Origin of the sequence: Embleya sp. NPDC008237, from assembly GCF_042956465.1 — a bacterium.
Lineage (GTDB): Bacteria > Actinomycetota > Actinomycetes > Streptomycetales > Streptomycetaceae > Embleya.
Genome location: NZ_JBIBGL010000005.1, coordinates 267104 through 286043, shown reverse-complemented (window position 1 = coordinate 286043; position 18940 = coordinate 267104). Strand labels below are relative to the sequence as shown.

14 protein-coding genes are annotated in these 18940 nt (G+C 72.0%); 3 read left to right on the top strand and 11 right to left on the bottom strand.

What is annotated here, in order from left to right; translation table 11 throughout:
• Positions 1 to 129: 129 nt before the first annotated feature.
• Together ACFZBU_RS15065 and ACFZBU_RS15060 are read right to left on the bottom strand one after the other, a co-directional pair.
• The gene (locus ACFZBU_RS15065; RefSeq protein WP_391583986.1) at positions 130 to 1095 is read right to left on the bottom strand and encodes a glutamate ABC transporter substrate-binding protein; all 966 of its coding nucleotides are present in this window, start codon (positions 1093 to 1095) and stop codon (positions 130 to 132) included.
• A gap of 177 nt (positions 1096 to 1272) precedes the next feature.
• Positions 1273 to 2040: an amino acid ABC transporter ATP-binding protein gene (locus ACFZBU_RS15060; RefSeq protein ID WP_391583985.1), complete on the bottom strand. Its 768-nt coding sequence runs from the start codon at positions 2038 to 2040 to the stop codon at positions 1273 to 1275.
• A 148-nt stretch (positions 2041 to 2188) separates the two neighbouring features.
• Between ACFZBU_RS15060 and ACFZBU_RS15055 the strand changes: the two genes are divergently transcribed.
• A complete protein-coding gene (locus ACFZBU_RS15055) occupies positions 2189 to 3343 on the top strand; it encodes an ROK family protein (protein WP_391583984.1) in 1155 nt (384 codons plus the stop codon).
• A gap of 75 nt (positions 3344 to 3418) precedes the next feature.
• Here ACFZBU_RS15055 and dnaE read toward each other — a convergent pair whose 3' ends face one another.
• On the bottom strand, positions 3419 to 7033 hold the full coding sequence (gene dnaE, locus ACFZBU_RS15050; RefSeq protein WP_391583983.1) for a DNA polymerase III subunit alpha: 3615 nt from the start codon (positions 7031 to 7033) through the stop codon (positions 3419 to 3421).
• 148 nt (positions 7034 to 7181) lie between these two features.
• Between dnaE and ACFZBU_RS15045 the strand changes: the two genes are divergently transcribed.
• Together ACFZBU_RS15045 and ACFZBU_RS15040 are read left to right on the top strand one after the other, a co-directional pair.
• The gene (locus tag ACFZBU_RS15045; RefSeq protein WP_391583982.1) at positions 7182 to 8162 is read left to right on the top strand and encodes a LysR family transcriptional regulator; all 981 of its coding nucleotides are present in this window, start codon (positions 7182 to 7184) and stop codon (positions 8160 to 8162) included.
• A gap of 245 nt (positions 8163 to 8407) precedes the next feature.
• The gene (locus ACFZBU_RS15040) at positions 8408 to 8995 is read left to right on the top strand and encodes a LuxR C-terminal-related transcriptional regulator (protein WP_391583981.1); all 588 of its coding nucleotides are present in this window, start codon (positions 8408 to 8410) and stop codon (positions 8993 to 8995) included.
• Positions 8996 to 9103: 108 nt separating this feature from the next.
• Here the strand turns inward: ACFZBU_RS15040 and ACFZBU_RS15035 are convergent, their stop codons facing one another.
• The 8 genes from ACFZBU_RS15035 to ACFZBU_RS15000 form a co-directional block, all read right to left on the bottom strand.
• On the bottom strand, positions 9104 to 10828 hold the full coding sequence (locus ACFZBU_RS15035; RefSeq protein ID WP_391583980.1) for an ATP-binding cassette domain-containing protein: 1725 nt from the start codon (positions 10826 to 10828) through the stop codon (positions 9104 to 9106).
• Complete coding sequence (locus tag ACFZBU_RS15030; RefSeq protein ID WP_391583979.1) at positions 10825 to 12624, bottom strand: ABC transporter ATP-binding protein; 1800 nt, start codon at positions 12622 to 12624, stop codon at positions 10825 to 10827. The genes ACFZBU_RS15035 and ACFZBU_RS15030 overlap by 4 nt, the downstream gene beginning before the upstream one ends.
• Before the next feature lie 153 nt (positions 12625 to 12777).
• Positions 12778 to 12909, bottom strand: a complete 132-nt coding sequence (locus ACFZBU_RS15025; RefSeq protein ID WP_391583978.1) for a SapB/AmfS family lanthipeptide — start codon at positions 12907 to 12909, stop codon at positions 12778 to 12780.
• Between the two features lie 102 nt (positions 12910 to 13011).
• Positions 13012 to 15609 (bottom strand): class III lanthionine synthetase LanKC, encoded by a 2598-nt coding sequence (lanKC, locus tag ACFZBU_RS15020; RefSeq protein WP_391583977.1) that lies wholly within the window; start codon positions 15607 to 15609, stop codon positions 13012 to 13014.
• A 262-nt stretch (positions 15610 to 15871) separates the two neighbouring features.
• Entirely contained in the window at positions 15872 to 16741 is an 870-nt protein-coding gene (locus ACFZBU_RS15015; protein WP_391583976.1) for a biotin-dependent carboxyltransferase family protein, read from the bottom strand.
• 73 nt (positions 16742 to 16814) lie between these two features.
• Positions 16815 to 17432: an allophanate hydrolase subunit 1 gene (locus ACFZBU_RS15010; protein ID WP_391583975.1), complete on the bottom strand. Its 618-nt coding sequence runs from the start codon at positions 17430 to 17432 to the stop codon at positions 16815 to 16817.
• Positions 17429 to 18193: a LamB/YcsF family protein gene (locus ACFZBU_RS15005; protein ID WP_391583974.1), complete on the bottom strand. Its 765-nt coding sequence runs from the start codon at positions 18191 to 18193 to the stop codon at positions 17429 to 17431. Before ACFZBU_RS15005 ends, ACFZBU_RS15010 begins: the two co-directional genes overlap by 4 nt.
• Entirely contained in the window at positions 18190 to 18912 is a 723-nt protein-coding gene (locus ACFZBU_RS15000) for a GntR family transcriptional regulator (protein ID WP_391583973.1), read from the bottom strand. Before ACFZBU_RS15000 ends, ACFZBU_RS15005 begins: the two co-directional genes overlap by 4 nt.
• Positions 18913 to 18940 lie beyond the last annotated feature (28 nt).

The window sequence follows — 18940 nt, the reverse complement described above, 5'->3', positions numbered from 1 at the left end:
GCGTCGACTCGGGTCCGTCCTCGATCCCGCTTCGCGGTGCTCGGCGGAAGATTGCGAACGGGCCGCTCGGGCCGGGCGTCGGGAAGCCGGGTCGGGAGGGCGCGGCGTGTCACCCTCCCGACCCGGGGATCAGGAGCCGGGCACGCCGCCGATCGCGGGCGGCGTCGGCGGGTTGCCCTCGACGACCGTGCCCAGGGTCTGCTTCCAGATCGCCTGCCACGAGCCGTCCTGGCCGATCTTGCGCAGCCAGTCGTTGACGAACGTCTTGAACGCGGCGTCGTCGTGCCCGAGCCCGATGCCGTACGGGTCGGCCGTGAACGGCTCGCCGACCACGGTGGTGTCGGGGTTCTGCTTCACGTCCGCGACCAGGAGCGCCTGGTCCTGGACGTACGCGTCGCCGCGGCCCTGGCGCAGTGCGGTGACACACTCCGGGTCGCTGCCGAAGGTGACCACCTTCGCGTCCGGCGCGACCTGCTTGATCGCGGCGATGGCGGGCGTGTTGGCGCCGGCGATCACGGTCTTGCCGTTCAGGTCGGCCGGCGTCTTGATGCCTGCGGCGCCCTTCTTGACCAGGATGGCCTGGCCCGACGAGTAGTACGGGCCCGCGAACGCGACCTGTTCGGCCCGCTTGGGGGTGATCGTGTAGGTCTGGAAGACCACGTCGACGGTGCCGTTCTGGAGCAGCGCCTCGCGGGTCTCGGTGGCCGAGCTGACGATCTTCACCTCGGGCTTGCCGATGATGTACTTGGCGAGCAGCCGGCCCATCTCGGCGTCGAACCCGTCGACCTTGCCGGATATCGGGTTGAGCTGCGACCACAGCGGGGCGTCCTGGGAGCCGCCGACGATGAGGTAGCCGCGCGCCTTGATCTTGGCCATCGTGGAGTTGGGCAGGATCGCGCTGTCCGGGGCGACGTCGGCCTTCTTGGCGACGTCCTCGCCGGCGGGCTTGGCGCCGCCGGGCACGTCCGAGGACGAGCCGCCGGAGCAGGCGGCCAGCGCGGTCAGGGACAACGCCGCGAGGACCGCCGGAACGGCGGAGCGCAGGCGACGCGCGGGTGCGGCGGTGCGCGGGCGACGCAGGGGGAAGCCGGACATCGGGGCCTTCCTTCGCAGGTGGGGGTTGGGGACGAGGGCGTACGGGGCCGGGAGCGGAGCGGTGGCCCCGACGCTCGGCGGTTCGGTGCTGCGGTGGGTCGCGGGTCTTCGCCGGTCCGGTGAGACCCGGTGACCCGGGGCCGAAGGGCCCGGTGGGACCCGGTGGGCCCGGGTGGGTCAGTGGCTGAGCACCTTGGACAGGAAGTCCCGGGCGCGGTCGGTGGTCGGTGCCGTGAAGAAGGTGTCGGGTGTGCCGACTTCGACGATCTGTCCGTCGGCCATGAAGACCACCCGGTCCGCGGCGCGGCGGGCGAAGCCCATCTCGTGCGTGACCACGACCATGGTCATGCCCTCGCGGGCCAGGTCGACCATCACGTCCAGGACCTCGTTGACCATCTCCGGGTCCAGCGCGCTGGTCGGTTCGTCGAAGAGCATCACCTTGGGCTGCATGGCCAGTGCCCGGGCGATGGCCGCCCGCTGCTGCTGGCCACCGGACAGTTGCGCGGGGTAGTGGTCCGCCTTGTCGGCGATGCCCACCCGGTCCAGCAGCGCCCGGGCCTGTCGGTCCGCCTCGCTTGCGGACAGACCCTTGACCCGGGTCGGTCCGAGCGTGACGTTCTGCAACACGGTCTTGTGCGCGAACAGGTTGAACTGTTGGAAGACCATGCCCACTTCGGTGCGCAGCCGGGCCAACGCCCGACCCTCGGCAGGCAGTTCCTCCCCGTCCAGCAGGACCACGCCGGAATCGACGTTCTCCAGCCGGTTCAGACAGCGGCACAGCGTCGATTTGCCCGCGCCGGAGGGGCCGATCAGCACGACCACCTCGCCTGCGGCGACGGTCAGGTCCACGTCGGTCAGCACGCGGACCGCCCCGAACGACTTGTTGATGGCGCGCGCCTCGACCATGGGCGTCAGTACGGCGGAAGAAGGCGACGCGGACTTCATCAACGCTCCATCTTTGTTCGGAATCGAAGTTTCGTGTGACAGTAGAAGCGAAATTCGAAGGAAGTCAATGCCTTGCTGGTTATTACCTGGTGTGCTATTCCTGTCACAGCCGTACCGCAGCAGGTGTGCCTCGAACGGGAGTGGGACGTTGGCTGGAACCGCGGGTGACCTGGTGCGACTGGTGGCCAAGGGGCACGGTCGATCCCGGGCGGAACTCGCCCGACTGAGCGGCATGGCCCCGTCGAGCGTCTCCCTGCGCGTGGAGGAACTCATCGACGCCGGGTTGCTGCGCGAGGACGGCGAGGGTGCCTCCCGAGGCGGCCGACGTCCCCGGCAGTTGCGCCTGCACGAGAACGCGGGTGTGGTGGTGGCCGTCGACGTGGGCACCCACCACCTGCGGATGGCGGTGCTGGACCTGGCCGGCCGGGTCCTCCTGGAGCACGAACTCCCCGGCGACATCACCGAAGGACCCGAGCAGGTGAGCGAACGCCTGCTGGAACACATCCGGATGACGCTCCGTCAGGCAACCGTCGAAAAGTTGCCGTTGCTCGGCGTCGGCATCGGCATGCCCGGCCCGGTCGATCCGACCGCCGCCAAGGTGATCGCGCCCTCCCGGATGCCCGGCTGGAACGAGTACCCGATCGGCCGCCGGATGAGCGAACTCCTCGGCGTACGCGTGGTGGTGGAGAACGACGCCAATCTGATGGCGGTGGGCGAACACCGCTACGGCTGGCCGGATCGGGACAACCTGATGGCGGTCAAGGCCGGCACCGGGATCGGCTGCGGCATCATCGCGTCCGGGAAGCTGCATCGCGGGCGCGGCGCGGCCGGCGACATCAGCCACGTCCCGGTGCACGTCCCCGAACCGGTCACCTGCTCGTGCGGACACTCCGACTGCCTGGAGGCGCACGCGAGCGGCGCGGCCCTGCGCCGCACGCTGCGTGCGCAGGGCATCGAGGTCTCCTCGTCACGCCAACTGGTCGAACTGGTCAACGACGGCGTACCCGAGGTGACCACGCTGGTCCGCAACGCCGGCCGGCTGGCCGGTCAGGTGCTTACCCCGCTGGTGAACTTCTTCAACCCGGACGTGCTCGTCCTCGGCGGCGGCCTCTCCGCGGCCGAACCCTTCGTCGCCGCCGTACGCGGCGCGATCTACGAACGCTGCCTGCCGCTGGCCACCCGCGACCTGGAGATCGCCACCGCCGTCACCGGCCGCGACGCATGCATGCTGGGCGCGGGCGCCCTGGTCCTGGACGAGGTCCTGGCCAGCGAATGGGTCGACGACACCCTGTCCGCCCGCTGACGGACCCACCTCACGCCGGACGGCCGATCGGTTACCCGACGGGGACGCCGGCCGTCCCACGCGGCCGCGGCGTGTTCAGCTGCCGCCGGACCAGGTGTCGGGGCCGAAGGTGCCCTTGATGTCGGAGGCCAGGGTGGTCGGGTTCACCTTGGCGGCCAGGGCGTAGACGGTCGTCTTGTGGGTGGCGCGGACGGTGAGGTGGACCGGGGTGTCGCCGGGGTGGGCGGTGAGGATGCGCTTGAGTTCGGCCACCGACTGTTCGGTGACGCGGTGGGCGGGGAGGGCGAGGCGGACGGGGGGTCTTCCGCCGTGTTCCGCGGAGGACACGTCCAGCACGGCCGCTTCCCGGCCGAAGATGTTCGGGGTTCCGTCCCGGTCCTCGATCCGGCCGGTGACGCGGACGACGTGGTCCTCGACCAGTGCGTGCCGGACGAGGCCGTAGACGGCGGGGAAGAACAGGACCTCGATGCCGGCGTCCCGGTCTTCGAGGTTGACGATGGCCCATACGTTGCCCTGCTTGGTCGTCTTGAGTTGCACGCCGGTGATCAACCCCGCCAGCCGGACGTCGCCGGAGCCGGAGCCGCGTTCGGGGCCGGAGCCCGAGCCGAGCAGCGCCGCGAGGGAGCAGTCCCGCGCGGCGGCGAGGATGTGCTCGGCCCCGTCCAGCGGGTGAGCGGAGACGTACAGGCCGAGCATCTCGCGTTCGGTGGCCAGGAGTTGCCGTCGGGGCCACTCGGCGTCGTCGATCGGGAAGTCCAGCCCGAAGGCGGGCCCGTCGCCGTCCGCCGCGCCCGCGTCGGCGAAGAGATCGTCCTGGCCGAAGCTCGCCGCCTTCTTCACCGGGATGAACGCGTCGATGGCGTCCTCGTGGGCGGCGGCCAGGCCCTTGCGCGAATGCCCCAGCGAGTCGAACGTACCGGCCTTGATCAGGGAGTCCACGGCCCGCTTGTTCAAGGCGGGCAGGTCCGCCTTGGTCAGGAAGTCGGCGAAGGAGGTGAACTTCCCCTTCCGGCGCCGGGCTTCGACGACGGCGTCGATGACGGTGTCGCCGACGTTGCGCACGGACCGCAGCCCGAACCGCACATCGTCACCGACGGCGGTGAACTCCGCGACGGACTCGTTGACATCGGGGGGCAGTACGCGCACCCCGTTCTTGCGGGCGTCGGCGAGGTAGATCGCGGCCTTGTCCTTGTCGTCGCCGACGGAGGTGAGCAGTGCGGCCATGTACTCGGCCGGGTGGTTGGCCTTGAGGTAGGCGGTCCAGTACGAGACGAGGCCGTAACCGGCGGTATGGGACTTGTTGAACGCGTAGCCGGAGAACGGGAGCATGACGTCCCACAGCGCCTTGATCGCTTCCTCACCGAAGCCGTTGCCGCGCATGCCGTCGTGGAACCGGTCCCATTCCGCGGCGAGCACCTCCGGCTTCTTCTTGCCCATCGCCCGGCGCAACAGGTCTGCGCCGCCCAGGGTGTAGCCGGCCAGTTCCCGGGCGATGGCCATGATCTGCTCCTGGTAGACGAGCAGATGGAAGGTGTTCCCGAGGATCGGCTCCAGGGCGTCGCGCAGTTCGGGATGGATCGGGGTGATCTCCTGGCGACCGGTCTTGCGGTGCGCGTAGTTGGTGTGTGCGTTCGCCGCCATGGGGCCGGGCCGGTACAGGGCGTTGACCGCGGCGATGTCCTCGAATCGGGTGGGTTCCATCTGCCGCAGCAATACGCGCATGCCGCCGCCGTCGAGTTGGAAGACACCGAACGTGTTGCCCTCGGCCAGCAGTCGGTACGTCCGGGCGTCGTCCAGGGGGATCACCGTGGCCGAGGAATCGGCGTCCAGCGGATCGACGGTGGCCAGCTCGATGCCCCGGTTCTCGCGGATGTTCTCGATGGCCTGGTCGATCACGCCCAGGTTCCGCAGGCCCAGGAAGTCCATCTTGATCAGGCCCATCGCCTCGCACGAGGGGTAGTCGAACCCGGTGATCCGCACGCCGTCCGAGGCGCGCATGTGCAGCGGGATGCGGTCGGTGAGTCTGGTCTTGGACAGGATCACCGCCGCGGCGTGCACGCCGGTGCCGCGGATCAGGCCCTCGACTCCGCGCGCGGTGTCCAGTACCCGCCTGACGTCCGGCTCCTCGTCGTACATGCGGCGCAGTTCGCCGGCCTCGGCATACCGCTCGTGGGCGGCGTCGAAGACCGCGGCCAGCGGGGCGGGCCTGCCGTTGTGGTCCGGCGGGAGTGCCTTGGTGATGCGCTCGCCGTGGGAGTACGGATAGCCCAGGATGCGGGCGGAGTCCTTGATCGCGTTCTTCGCCTTGATCCGGCCGAACGTGTTCACCATGGCGGTGTACTCGTCGCCGTACTTCTCGGTGACGTAGCGGACCATGCGGTCGCGTTGGCGGTCGTCGAAGTCGAGGTCGACGTCCGGCGGGTTGATCCGCTCGGGATTGAGGAACCGCTCGAACAGCAGGCCGTGTTCCAGTGGGCACAGTTCGGTGATGCGCGTGGCGTAGGCCACGATGGAGCCGGTGGCCGAGCCGCGGCCGGGACCGAGCGGGATCCGGTTGTCCCGGGCGTGCCGGCAGATGTCGGCGACGACGAGGAAGTACGAGCTGAAGCCCATCGGGCCGATGACCGCCATCTCGGTCTCGAAGCGATCCAGGACGTGCGCGGGGATCGGATCTCCGTAGCGCATCGCCAACCCCCTGAGGACCTCCCTGCGCAGCCAGGACTCCTGGCTCTCGCCGGCGGGTACGTCCGGGAAGTGCGGCATCTCGTCGACGTAGTCGAAGACGTCGTCGTAGGACTCGACACGTTCGGCGATCAGCAGGGTGTTGTCGCAGGCCTCGGGCAACTCGACGAACAGGGTGCGCATTTCGGCGGCCGACTTGAGGTAGTAGCCGGAGCCGTCGAAGCGGAACCGCCTGGGGTCGTTCTTGTCCTTGCCGACGCCGATGCACAGCAGGCTGTCGTGTGCGTCGGCCTGGTCCTCGGTGACGTAGTGCGCGTCGTTGGTGGCCAGGAGCGGCAGGCGCAACTCCCGGGCCAGGCGCAGCAGTCCGTCGCGGACTTCGCGTTCGATGACCAGACCGTGGTCCATCAGTTCCAGGAAGTAGTTCTCCGGGCCGAAGATCTCGCGGTATGCCGCGGCGGCGGCCTTCGCCTCGTCGTACTGGTTCAGCCGCAGGCGGGTCTGCACCTCGCCGGAGGGGCAGCCGGTCGTGGCGATGATGCCGTCCGGCCGCTGCGCGATCGACTCGCGGTCCATACGCGGCTTGCCCGCCGGGAATTGGCCCTCGTACCCGGCCTGGGTGCTCAGCCGGAACAGGTTTCGCAGACCCCTGACGTCGCGTGCCCACATGGTCATGTGCGTGAAGCGCCCGCCTCCGGAGACGTCCTTCGAGCCCTCGCCGTCGTTGCCGACGGCGCGCCGGCCACCGGGTCCCCAGAACTCCTGCTTCCGGGAGAACCGGGACGACGGCGCCACATACGCCTCGATACCGATGATCGGCTTGACGCCGTCGAAGCCCTTCGCGACCCGGGCGAACTCGTGCGCGCCGAACATGTTGCCGTGGTCGCTCATGGCGATCGCGGGCATCCCCAGCCGGGCGACCTCGCCGAACATCGGCCCGAGCTTCTGGGCGCCGTCGAGCATCGAGTATTCGGTGTGGTTGTGCAGGTGGACGAAGGAATTCGGCACGCGTGAGTCATCTCCGAGGCCGGCGGGAGACCGCCATTGGTGAAACCGGGCGTTGACCGAAGACATCAAATCGAGCATGCCGTAACGGGATCAAACAACTATCTCGCCCACTGTCCACAACCTCTGGTTGTGCTTCTAGGATGACGGCGTGGATATCGCCGCCGTGCGCACCTTCGTCGCCGCCGTGGACGCGGGGCAGTTCCAGTCGGCCGCGGCGCAACTGTCGATCACCCAGCAGGCGGTCTCCAAGCGCATCGCCGCGTTGGAGAAGGACCTCGGTGTGCAACTGTTCGTGCGAACCGCGCGCGGGGCCCGGCTGACCATCGACGGGCAGGTGTTCCTGCCGCATGCCCGGGCTCTTCTGCACGCCGAGGAGCAGGCCGCCGCGTCCGTGCGTCCGGGGCGGCGCGCGCTGCGGGTCGACGTCGTGGGTCGACGGCTCGCCCCGGCCGGCATGGTCCGCGAATTCCATCGCGCGCACCCGGAGATCGGGCTCGACGTGGTGACCCTCTTCGGCGCGGACGCCGCCGTGGACGCGGTACGGTCCGGCGCCATCGACGCGACCCTGCGTGCCGTCACGATGCCCGGTCGGCAGTTGCCGGACGGCGTCGAGGCGACCCCGGTCCTCGACGAGCCGCTTCGGCTGTTCGTCGGCCCCGCCCACGAATTCGCCACCGCCCGTGCGGTCGCGCTCGACCGACTGGTCGGACACCGGATCTGGATGCCGGGCAACATCCGCGGCACCGAGTGGACCGCCTACTACGACGCACTCGCCGCCGCGTTCGGGCTCACCATCGACACGATCGGTCCCGACTTCGGCATCGAGGCGCTCCTCGACACGATCGCCGACTCGTCGACGCTGGCGACCTTCCTCACCGACCGAACGCCGCTCGTCTGGCCGGTCGGCCACGACCTGCGGCTCATCCCCCTGTGCGATCCGACCCCGATCTACCCGCACTCGCTGGTCTGGCGCACGGACAATCCGCACCCCGCCCTCACCGCGCTCCGCGACCACCTCGCCGCGTCGGCACCCGAGGACCGGGAGGGCGAGACCTGGGCGCCGTCCTGGGCCCGAACCCGACGCTCCGATCGCCCGCGTCGGCCCGGCGGTGACGGGCGCCGCAGGTAGCGGGCGAGCGCGTTCCGCGTCCTTCCTTCCGTGCCGCCCGGGGCCGCGCCGGTCGCGCCGTCGGCCCGGTGCGATCGAGAGCGGCCCCTAGCGGTCGTGGTTCGACAGGAAGTGTGAGCGACGGATCCAAACGTCGCACAAACGCATCATTCGGTTACGGGTTGTGGTGTAAGTCGTGGGGCGGGGTAGCTATCGAGGTGCTCGACGGGCAACTTCGGGACGTCGGCGTCGATTGGGAGCGAACAATGATCCGCGTTCTCTTGGTGCACGACACGGAATTGATGCGATCGGCGCTCACCGCGCTGCTCGATCGTGAGGAGGACATCGAAGTGGAGGCCGACAGTTGGGATGGCGCACCGAATCGGGCCCGGTGCCAGCGTCCGCACGTCTGCGTGGTGGACGTGGACTGTCCCGGGTCCGTGCAGTTGCCGCGTCGGCCGGTCGATCCGGACTGTGCCCTGCTCGTCCTGGCCACCATCTCCCGGCCGGGCAGCCTGTGCCGGGCGGCCGAGGCCAAGGCCATGGGCTTCGTGGACAAGGACGCCCAGCCTCCGCAACTGCCGCGGGCGATCCGGCTGGTGGCCGCGGGTCGGCGCTACGTGGACGGGTCGCTCGCGCTGGACCTGCTGCGCGCCGCGAGCGCCCCGCTGACCCCCCGCGAGATGCGGGTGCTGACCCTGGCCGCCGAGGGGGCATCCGCTCCGGAGATAGCCCGTAACCTGCGGCTCAGCATCGGCACCGTCCGGAACTACATGTCCGCGATCACCCGCAAGACGGGTGCCCGCAACCGGATCGACGCGATCCGGATCTCGCAGGACGCCGGCTGGGTATAGACCGGCCCGGTCGGATCCGGGCGCACCCCAGCCCGGATCCCGACCCCATTCGCCCCCACGACCCGCACCGCCCCGCCGACGCCCGCTCCCATCGCATCGGTGCCCGGCTCAGATCCGCTCGGCGTGCCAGTCCCCGACCAGATCCCGGTACAGCGACGAGCGATCCAGGAGTTCCCGATGCGTCCCGCACATCGCGTGCACGCCGTCCAGGACGAGCACCCGGTCCGCCCGTCGGGCCGAACTGATCCGATGGGCGACCACGATCAGCGTCCCGGGCCGCTCCGCGAAGGCCAGTTCGGCCCGCCGTTCGGCGACCGGGTCCAGGTGACAGGTGGCCTCGTCCAACAACACCAGCGGCGCCGGTGACAGATGGGCCCGCGCCAAGGCGATCAACTGGCGCTCGCCCTGGGACAACGAGGCCGGGTCCACCGGCGCATCGAGTCCGCCGAGTCGATCGATCAGCGGCAACAGGCCGACGGCGTCCGCCGATGCGGTCAGCGCCGGGGTGGTCGCGCCGTCCGGGCACAGGTAGAGCAGGTTCTCCCGCACGCTGCCGGTGAACACGTACGCCTGCTGCGGGATGAGCACCCGCAGTCGGGACGGATCGCCGCCGACCGGGCGGACCGGCCGTCCGTCCACGTGCACCTCGCCCCGGTCCGGCGCGAGCAGACCCGCGACGACGGCGGCCAGTGTGGACTTGCCGATCCCACTGGGGCCGACCACCACGAGGTGCTCACCGGGTTCGACGATCAGGTCCAGATCGCGTAAGACCGGCGCCGCGTTCGGGCCGTACGCGAACGTCACGCGGTGCATCCGCACCCGCGGCGGCCCGCCGGTCGTGCCCGCCACGTGCCGCGCCGCCGCCGGGCCGGCCGCCGGTCCCGAGGTGAGCCGATCCAGCACCACGAGCAGTCGGGTGCCGGCCGCGCCCAGCGCGTGCATCAACGTGTGCAGCGCCGGCAGCAGGGCCTGGGTGAGGTACGTCAGCGCACCCAGCAGCGCACCCGCGGTCAGGCCCCGGTCGAGCAGCCAGGGAGCGGTCAGCAACAGCAGCAGGACCGGCAACTGCCCGGCCACCGCGAGTGCGATCGCCCGTGCGCCGGCCCACCGGGCCAACGACCGCGCCGCGCGGGCCTCGGCGTCGATCAGCGCGTGCGTGTGTGCCGCGACCGAATCGCGCGCACCGCCCGCGAGCACGTCGCGCAGCCCCGTCGCCACCGTCCCGAGTCGGGTGGACAGCGCCTCGTCGGCGTCCAGGAAGGCGCGCTGCCGGGCGGCCATCGGTGCCAGCGTGGCCAGGAAGAGCGCCAGTCCCAGCACCAGCGGCGGCACCACCACGACCAGCAACTCCGGCGCCAGCGCGGCCAATCCGAACAGGGCGCCGAGCGCGGTGAAGACGAAGGAGCGGGCCACCAGGACCAGTCCGGCGAAGCTGTCCCGGGCGATCTCGCACTGGTTGGTCAGTCGGGAGACCACCGCGCTGTCCGCCGCGCGCGCCGGCGCCTCGATCGCCTCGACCAACGCGCCGGTCGCCACCCGCCGGACCAGCCCGTCGCGCAGCGGTTCGACCAGATCGGCCAGGCCGCGAAAGATCCCGCCCGTGGCCGCCCCGCCGAGCACGATCGCCACCGCCGCAACGGCCAGCCAGGCCAGACCGATTCCGGCGTGCCCGGCCAGGAAGCCGTGATCGAGGGCCATCGCCACGCCGTAGCCGCCGAGGAACGTCTGCGCCGACTCCAGCAGCGACCAGCCCGCGAGCCGGAGCAGGGCCGTCCGGCGCCGGGCCAGGAAACGCCGGGCCAGCGCGGGCACCCGGGATCGACCGTCGCTCACCGGTCCTCCCCGACCGGGTCGGACGCCGCCGCGGCGGCCGATCCACCAGGGCCCGACAGATCGCCCGGATCCGCGAACACCGCCCGATAGTCCGGGTTCTCCCACAGCGTCTCGTGCGGGCCGAGCGCGCGCACCCGGCCGCCCTCCAGCCACACGACCAGGTCGGCCCGCGCCGCCGAGGAGGCCCGGTGGGCGATCAGCAGCCGGGTGCCCGCGCGGACGTCACGGACCAGCGCCCGCCCGACCCGCAGTTCGGTGACGCTGTCCAGGCTCGAGGTGGCGTCGTCCAGCACGAGCAGCCGGCCGGCATGGGCGAACGCCCGTGCCAGACCGAGTCGTTGCAGCTCGCCACCGGACAGCGGCGCGGTAGCGAGCGGCGCCGCGTAGCCCTTGGGCAGCAGCCGGATGAAACTGTCGGCGCCGGCCGCCTCGGCGGCGACCTCGATCCGGCCGGGGGAGCAGGTGTAGGGCCCGAAGGCGATCGCCTCGGCGATCGTGTCGCCGAACAGGGCCGGCCGCTCGAAGGCGTACCCGACCTCCCGACGCAGCTGCGCCGGGTCGATCCCGGCCAGCGGTACGCCGTCCAGCAACACCGCACCCGCATCCACGTCGGTCAGCCGCCCGGCGACCGCGGCGAGCGTGGACTTGCCCGCGCCGGAGTGCCCGACCACGGCCGCGGTGGTGCCGCCCGGCACGATCAGGTGCACGTCGCGCAGCACCGGCGTGCCGTCGCGGACGACGGTGACCCCGCGCAGTTCGAGCCGGCCCGGGCCGTTCGCCGGAAGCGGGTCGCCGCCCGACCGCATCGGGGGCACGGCCAGCAATTCGGCGGTGCGGCGGGCCGCGGCGCGGCTGCGCACGAGGCCGTTGAGTTGCCCGACGGCGGCGCCCAGACCGGCGGCCAGTACGGCGTAGCGCGAGGCGGCGAGCAGTTCGCCGACGGTCAGGTCGCCGTGGGTCAGTCGCACCCCACCGACGGCCAGTACGGCGGTGGTCAGCAGCGGCACCAGGATTCCGGCGCCGGCCACGGCTCGTCCGTAGACGTGCCACATCCGCCTGCCCTGGTTGCCCAGCTCGGGCAACGGCGCGAGGATTCGGTCGAGTTCGCGCGCCGTGCTGCCGGCGGCGGCGATCGTGCGCGCGCCGCCCAGCGCCTCGACGAGCCGGCCGGCGATATCCGCCTGGACGCGCTGGTAACGGGCCACGCTGTCGGAGGAGTCGCGGACGAAGGCGCGCAACAACCAGGCCAGCAGGGGTACGCCCGCCAGAAAGACGGCGAACAGCCGGATGTCGATGATCGCGAGAGCGATCAGGCCGCCGAGCGGAACGAACAGCGTGGCCACGCCGTTCGCGGCCGTGGTGGGGGCGGTGCTCGCCTCGGCGACGTTGCCGGTGAGCCGGGTGACCAGGTCGCCGGGGGTGCAGCGTTCGGCGGCGCGGTGCGGGGCGAGCGACAACACGTGGTCGACGCCCAGCCGGCGCAGCCAGGCGGCGGTGCGAGCGGTGGTGATCCCGCCCAGGAGCGCCTCGGCGGCGTCGAAGACGACCTCGGCCAGGATCAGGACGGCGCACAGGGCGACCGCCCGGCGTGCTCCGGCGGCGTCGTCGAGGAGCAGGTCGAGCGCGTGGCCGAGGACGGCGGGCAGCGCGATCGCGACGGCCGCGGCGCCGAGACTGCAACCGAACACGGCCGCGGTGCGGCCCGCGCTGTGCCGGAGGGCGCCGGCCAGGAGTCGGCCGGTGCCGTCGGTGGGCGCCGGTTCGGCGCGTTCGGCTGTCCGGCGCGTTGCGGCCATGCGCTGCGATTCCTCGCCTCCGGGTGCGGGGTGCGGTCCTGGGAGCCTGGCGGGGGGCGTACTTTCGAGAGCAGCGGTCCCGGGCGGAATGCCGCCGCCCGGGACCGCGTTCAGCTCGTCATCTCGGGATGTTCAACCCCGGGAGTGAGTCGGTCAGTTGCAGGTGACCAGGCTCAGGCTGCTGTTGCCGCACAGGAGGAGGCTGGCGCGGCTGCCACCGCCACCGCCGCCGCCGAACTCGGGGGCCTCTTCGGTCTCCAGCGCCTGCAGGTCGAGAAGTGCCATGATGATCGTTCCTCTCGGTAGTGGAGCTCGTTCGTTCGGATGGTGCGCCGGCCCCCGGAACGGCGGGCCGGTCCTGCTTCGATCCCCGTGAAGGAATCGGCTCTAGGGCCGCGAAGGCGGCGGGAGGAAGGGCAGTTGCACGGGTCGGTCGTGCAGGGCGCTGCCCAACGCGAGCAGGCAACCGGCGGTGCCGGTGCTCAGGTCCATCGACAGGCGCATCATCTGCTCACCGGCGAACGCCACATGCCCGCGGTAGGGGACGGCGCCCCAGGACAGCGACTCGATCTGCCGACGGATGTCGTCGGGTTCGGTGCCGGGACCTCCGGTGCTGGTGCGACTCAGGTGCAACACCATGCCCGCGGCGCCGCGGAACAGGCCGGGCTGGGCGTAGAACCTGGCCTGCGCGGCACGGACGATCTCGATCCGGGCCTGCTCGAAGTCGGCGTCGGGGCGGTGCGCGAGATAGTCGTCGAGGACCATTCCGATGCCCACGCTGCCCGCGCCCAGGTACGGCATCGTGCGCCGGCCCTCGTCGACCTGGAGGGTGCCGCCGACCGCGACCACGCAGCGGGCCAGGTCGGCGCGCAGCGCATCGGCGGCGGCGTCCAACAGGCCCGGGTCGCGCAGCCGTTCGTACAGCCGCAGGTACAACAGCGCGCTGCCGGTGGCGCCGTGCAGGAGACCGGCGCGGGCCGGTGCGGGGCCGGTGCGGGCACGGTCGGCGAGTCGCTCGGCGCACGTGATCGCGTGGGTGTGCAGGCCGGTTTCGCCGGTGGAGGAGGCCAGTGCCTCCAGGGCCAGGCCGAGGCCGGCGAGTCCGCTGTGCAGATCGGATCCCAGGGTGCGCCGGTCCTGCGCCAGGATCGTGTCGACCAGATCCAGGGCCCGTTCCCGATGGCCGAGTCGGTCCAGTGTCCAGGCGACGCCGGACAGCCCGTCGTAGAAGCCGATCGGGTTCCCGGAGGGCAGGTTCTCGGTGCTGCGCAGCAGCCACTTCTCGGCCGCCGGCAGCGGCTCGGCACCGGTCTCGGCCAGGGCGTACAACACACCGGCCGCACCGTAGCCGAAGCAGGCGCCGCCGCCGGGCACGGCGAACTGGGTGATGTCGCCCGGGAAACAACGATCCTCGCGGTCCGGGGTCGCCGACGCGTGGATCGCCCGGGCCATCGAGTCGCGGCTGTTCGGCCAGTCGTCGAGGGCGACCGGCAGGTATGCGTCCGTGGGCCGTGGGCCGTGCGCCGCCGGCGACGCCGCGTCCCGGGTCTGCTCCGGGTGGTGTCCGCGCAGGATCTCCTCGACCGCCGCATCCAGCCAGTCGGCCGGGATCGGGAACTGCTCGGCGGCGATGTCGGCCAGGTGCCGGGCCTTGCCCCGGTCAACGGTGAACAGGCTGGTCAGTGGCAGGAACAGGGCGATGCGCAGACAGGCGAGGGCGTAGCGGTCCACGTCGGCGCCGCGCCGGTCGCGCGGAGCGACGAAGCCGGGATTGGCGACCACCTGCCGACCGCTCTCGTCGTCGACGGCGGCGGCCTCGAAGTCGAGCAGCGTCACCGCGCTCTCGTCCTCGGACATCATGATGTTGAACAGGTGCAGGTCGTTGAACACCACGCCGCGGGCATGGATCTGCGCGACCGCGTTCTCCACGAGTGTGTACACGCGCATCGCCCACTGGGTGTACTCGGCCAGGCGCTCGGGCGAAGGGTCCGTCTCGATCAACGGATGCCGGTGCGCGAAGAACGTGTTCAGCGGACTGCCCTGGATGAACTCCAGCACCAGGAAACGGTGTTCGCCCAGCTCGAACCAGTCGTGCACCTCGGGTGTACAGGCGAGTCCGCTCAGCCGGCGCAGCGCGTCGCGCTCGCGCTCCAGCCGGGTGACCGCGTCCGCGCCGTCGGCGGCGAGTCCGGCGTGCGGGCGGGCCTCCTTGAGCACGACCTGTTCGTCGGTGCGCAGGTCCCGCCCGATGTACACGCCACCGCCGTTGGAGAAGTGCAGCGCACGCTCGATCTTGTACGGGAGTTCGCCGACGGTGGTCGCGGAACGCGCGGCCAGGTGCGGGCCCAGGAAGGCGGGCAGTTCGAGCCACGGCGGCAGCCGGAAGGTGGGTTCGCGACGGTCGGGGACCAGGGTGCCGGTGTCGTCCTCGATCGCGGGACACAGTTCGCCGCGCTCGTCGTGGCAGTTGCGTTCGGTGAAGCTGCCGTACCGCAGGTAGACCGGTCCCTCGCCCCAGCGCAGGTCGCTGAGGATGTACGGGCCGGGCTCGCCGGCCAACAGCGCGGCCAGGTCGGTCGCGATGCTTTGACACTGCCCGTCGTCGGCGGGGTAGACGGTGACGAACTTTCCGCTCCCGGCCCGCTCGGCGTACTTGGCGTTGCGAGTGTGCAACAGGTACGGGCTCGGCACGCACTTGAACGCGATGCGGCGCGGGACGCAGTAGTCCCAGACCGCGGCGAGCACCTTGTCGGCGTTGCCCAGACAGGCGGAGACGTGGATCTTCCAGCCCTGGGCGGGCAGCGGGCACTCGATCGGTCGGAACGCGAGCCAGTCGCCGGAGTTGTGGCGCCGCCAGCCGTCCGGGAGTTCGCGGCGCGTGGTCTCGTAGGACGCCGCCGGACCGCTCTCGTCCGTGCGGAGTCGGTGCGGCGCGTCGTAGAAGGTTCGATCGGCGTCGCAGTAGACCGCGTACCCCTTGTTCATCGCACTCCCATTCCCGTTGGCCGGGTGCCGTTGGGAACACTGCCGGCGAAGCGGAGCGGGCGGCAGTCGTATTCATCACGAAACGGCCGTGAGGAATGCACGGATTCGTCCGTGAGGAACTCACGCGCGCGGCGGTCCCGTCGCAGGTCGGCGCCGGGGTGCGGCCCGCTCCGGCGAGCGCGCGGGCGCACCCGGCAACTCCTGTGTCGGGCAGTCGAGTTGCCGGTGGATGGGACGCGGCGTGGTGCGGGTCGACCGGTGGTCAGTGCGCCGTGACGGTGAAGCGGACCGGCGTGCCGGGGACCGCCTGGGCGGCCAGGGCGAGGTGTTCCTCGGGGACCACGCCGATCACCGGGTAGCCGCCGGTGACCGGGTGGTCGGCCAGGAAGAGCACGGGCCGGCCGTCCGGGGGCACCTGTACCGCGCCCAACACCATGCCCTCGCTCGGCAGTTCGTCCGTGCGCGCCCAGCTCAGCGCGGGTCCGTCGGTGCGCAGCCCGATCCGGTTGCTTGCCGAGGCCACCGTGTAGCGGGCGGCGCCGAGCGCGGCGGGGGCGTCGGGTGCGAACCAGTCCCGGCGCGGGCCGAGCACCAGCGGCAGCACGAGCTCGGTGGGCGGCCCCGGTCGACGGGAGACATCCGCATCCGGCGGCGTGGGGCCGGTCGGCTCGCCCAACCCGAGCACGTCGCCGTCGGCCAGCGGCGCGGGCCCCAGTCCGGAGAGCAGGTCGGTGGACCGGCTGCCCAGCACCGGCTCGACCGCCACGCCGCCGGCGAAGGCCAGGTAGCCACGCAGACCGGCGGTGGCCGGGCCGACGTCGAGCACGGCACCGGCCGGGATCCGGATCGCCGCGCCCCACGCCACCGGGCGGCCCTGGACCCGGACCGTGCAGGGCGCGCCGACCACCGCGGCCACGGTGGTCGCGCACACCCGCACGGCGGTGCCGGTCAAGGTGGTCTCCAGGGTCGCCGCGTCGGGCGGATTGCCCACCAGGCGATTGGCGAGCCGGTGTGCGGGCTGGTCCAGCGCGCCGGAGCGGGGCACACCCAGGTGCGCGAACCCGGCGCGGCCCAGGTCCTGCACGGTGGTCAGGGCGCCGGCCCGGACCACCTGGATGGCGCGCGTGGTCATTGCTCCTCCGGTACGGAGTGTGTCCGCACGGTGGTCGGGGCGCCGGCCCGGACCACCTCGACGGCGCGCGCCTTCATCGGTCCTCCGGCACGAAGTGCACCCGCACCCCGGGTGCGAACAGGGCGGCGGGTTCGCGGGTGGCGTCCCACAACACCGCGTCGGTGCTGCCGATCAGTTGCCAACCGCCGGGCGAGGAGCGCGGGTACACGCCCGCGTACTCGCCGGCCAGTCCCAGCGAGCCGACCGGGACGGCGGTGCGCGGGGTGGCCCGGCGGGCCAGGTGGTAGCGCCGGGGCAGGCCGGTGAGGTAGCCGAATCCGGGGGCGAAGCCACAGAAGGCGACCCGGAAGGTGATCCCGCCGATGATCTCGGGCACGCGCCCGACGGGCACCCGCCACAGGTCGGCCACCTCGGTCAGGTCCGGCCCGTCGTAGCGGACCGCGATCTCGATCAGCTCGCCCGCCTCGGCGGACAGCGGCGGGATGTGCCACCCCGGGACGTCGGCGGCCAGGGCGGCCGGATCCGCGAGCCCGTCCAGCAGCACGGTGCGTGCGGCCGGGACGATCTCGCGGACCGTCGGCAGGGTTCCCGCGGCGCGTCGGCGCAGCAGTTCGGCGTGCAGCGCCTCGGCCCGGTCGGCCGTGTCCACCTCCAGGAGCAGCGCGTGTCGGCCCACCGGCAGGGCCCTCACGCGAACGGCTCCAGGGACACGTCGGCGGCCAGCAGCGCGCGGCGGACCCGCAGCGCCAGCTCGGCCGCACCCGGGGTGTCGCCGTGCAGGCACAGCGACCGGGCCGAGACGGCGACCCGCTCTCCCGTGATGGCGACGACGGCGCCCTCACGCGCCATCGTCAGCGAGCGGGACACGACCCGGTCCCCGTCGTGGACGACGGCTCCGGGTTCCCCGCGCGGCACCAGGGTGCCCTGCGCGGTGTATGCGCGGTCCGCGAACGCCTCGCGTACGCAAGGCAGTCCGGCGGACTCGGCGGCTTCGAGCAGGCGTGAGCCGGGCAGCCCCAGGACCGGTAGCGCAGCGCCGGCCAGGAGCACGCCGGCGACCACCGCGCCGGCCTGGTCCTCGTCCCACACCGTGCGGTTGTACAGCGCGCCGTGCGGCTTGAGATAGGCCACCCGGGCCCCGGCGGCGCGTGCGAAGACCTCCAACGCGCCGATCTGATAGGCCACTTCGGCGGCCAGCTCGGCGGCCGGCACGTCCATCGCGCGGCGGCCGAAGCCGGCCAGGTCGCGATAGGAGACCTGGGCGCCGATCCGCACGTCGTGCTCGGCGGCCAGGTCGCAGACCCGACGCATCGTGATCGGATCCCCGGCGTGGAATCCGCACGCGACGTTGGCGCTGGTCACCACGGACAGCAGTGCCTCGTCGTCGGTCAGCGTCCAGCGGCCGAAGCCCTCGCCCAGGTCGGCGTTGAGGTCGATCACGGTGGCGCTCATGCGCCGTCCATGCGCATCGCCGTGCAGATCATCTCGCACGCGTCGTCCAGGTACCGCTCCAGGACTTCCGCGGCGCCGGCGGTGTCGCCGGCCGCGAGCAGGTCGGCGATCCGGCGATTGCGGCGCAGGAACGGTTCGTGCAGGGCCCGGGCCGATGGCATGGCCAGGAAGGCCAGCCGCAGCTCGGCGATCAGCCGGGTCATGTACTCGTCCAGACGCGGGCTGCCCGCGAGGGCGACCAGGGCCCGGTGGAAGCGCAGGTCGGCGGTGCCGACCTCGGGCCAGTCGCCGGCGTCGGCCGCCGCCTCGCCGCCGGCGACCGCCGCGTGCAGTGCGGCGACGCGCTCGGGGGCGGCCGTGGCGGCGGCCCGCAGCCCGGTGCCCTCCAGGGCCCGACGGACCGCGTAGATGTCGGACACGTCGTCGGGGTCGAGCATGCGGACGAAGACGCCGCGATTCATCTCGTGCACGACCAGGCGGCCGTCGACCAGCGTGCGGAACGCCTCACGCAGCGTGTTGCGGGAGACACCGAGGGCGGCGCCCAGGGCCTGTTCGGACAGTCGGGTGCCCGGTGGCAGCGCGCCCTCGGCGATGCGATCGCGCAACACCTCGGCGACGCGTTGTGCGGTGCCCGCGCGTCCGAGCAGGTCGCGATCGGCGGCAAGGCGTCCGAGCGTGTCGTCGGCGGAAGGCCGGGCGAGGTCGACGTCTTGGCCCATGTGGGGTTCCCCCAGAGTGCGACGGGCA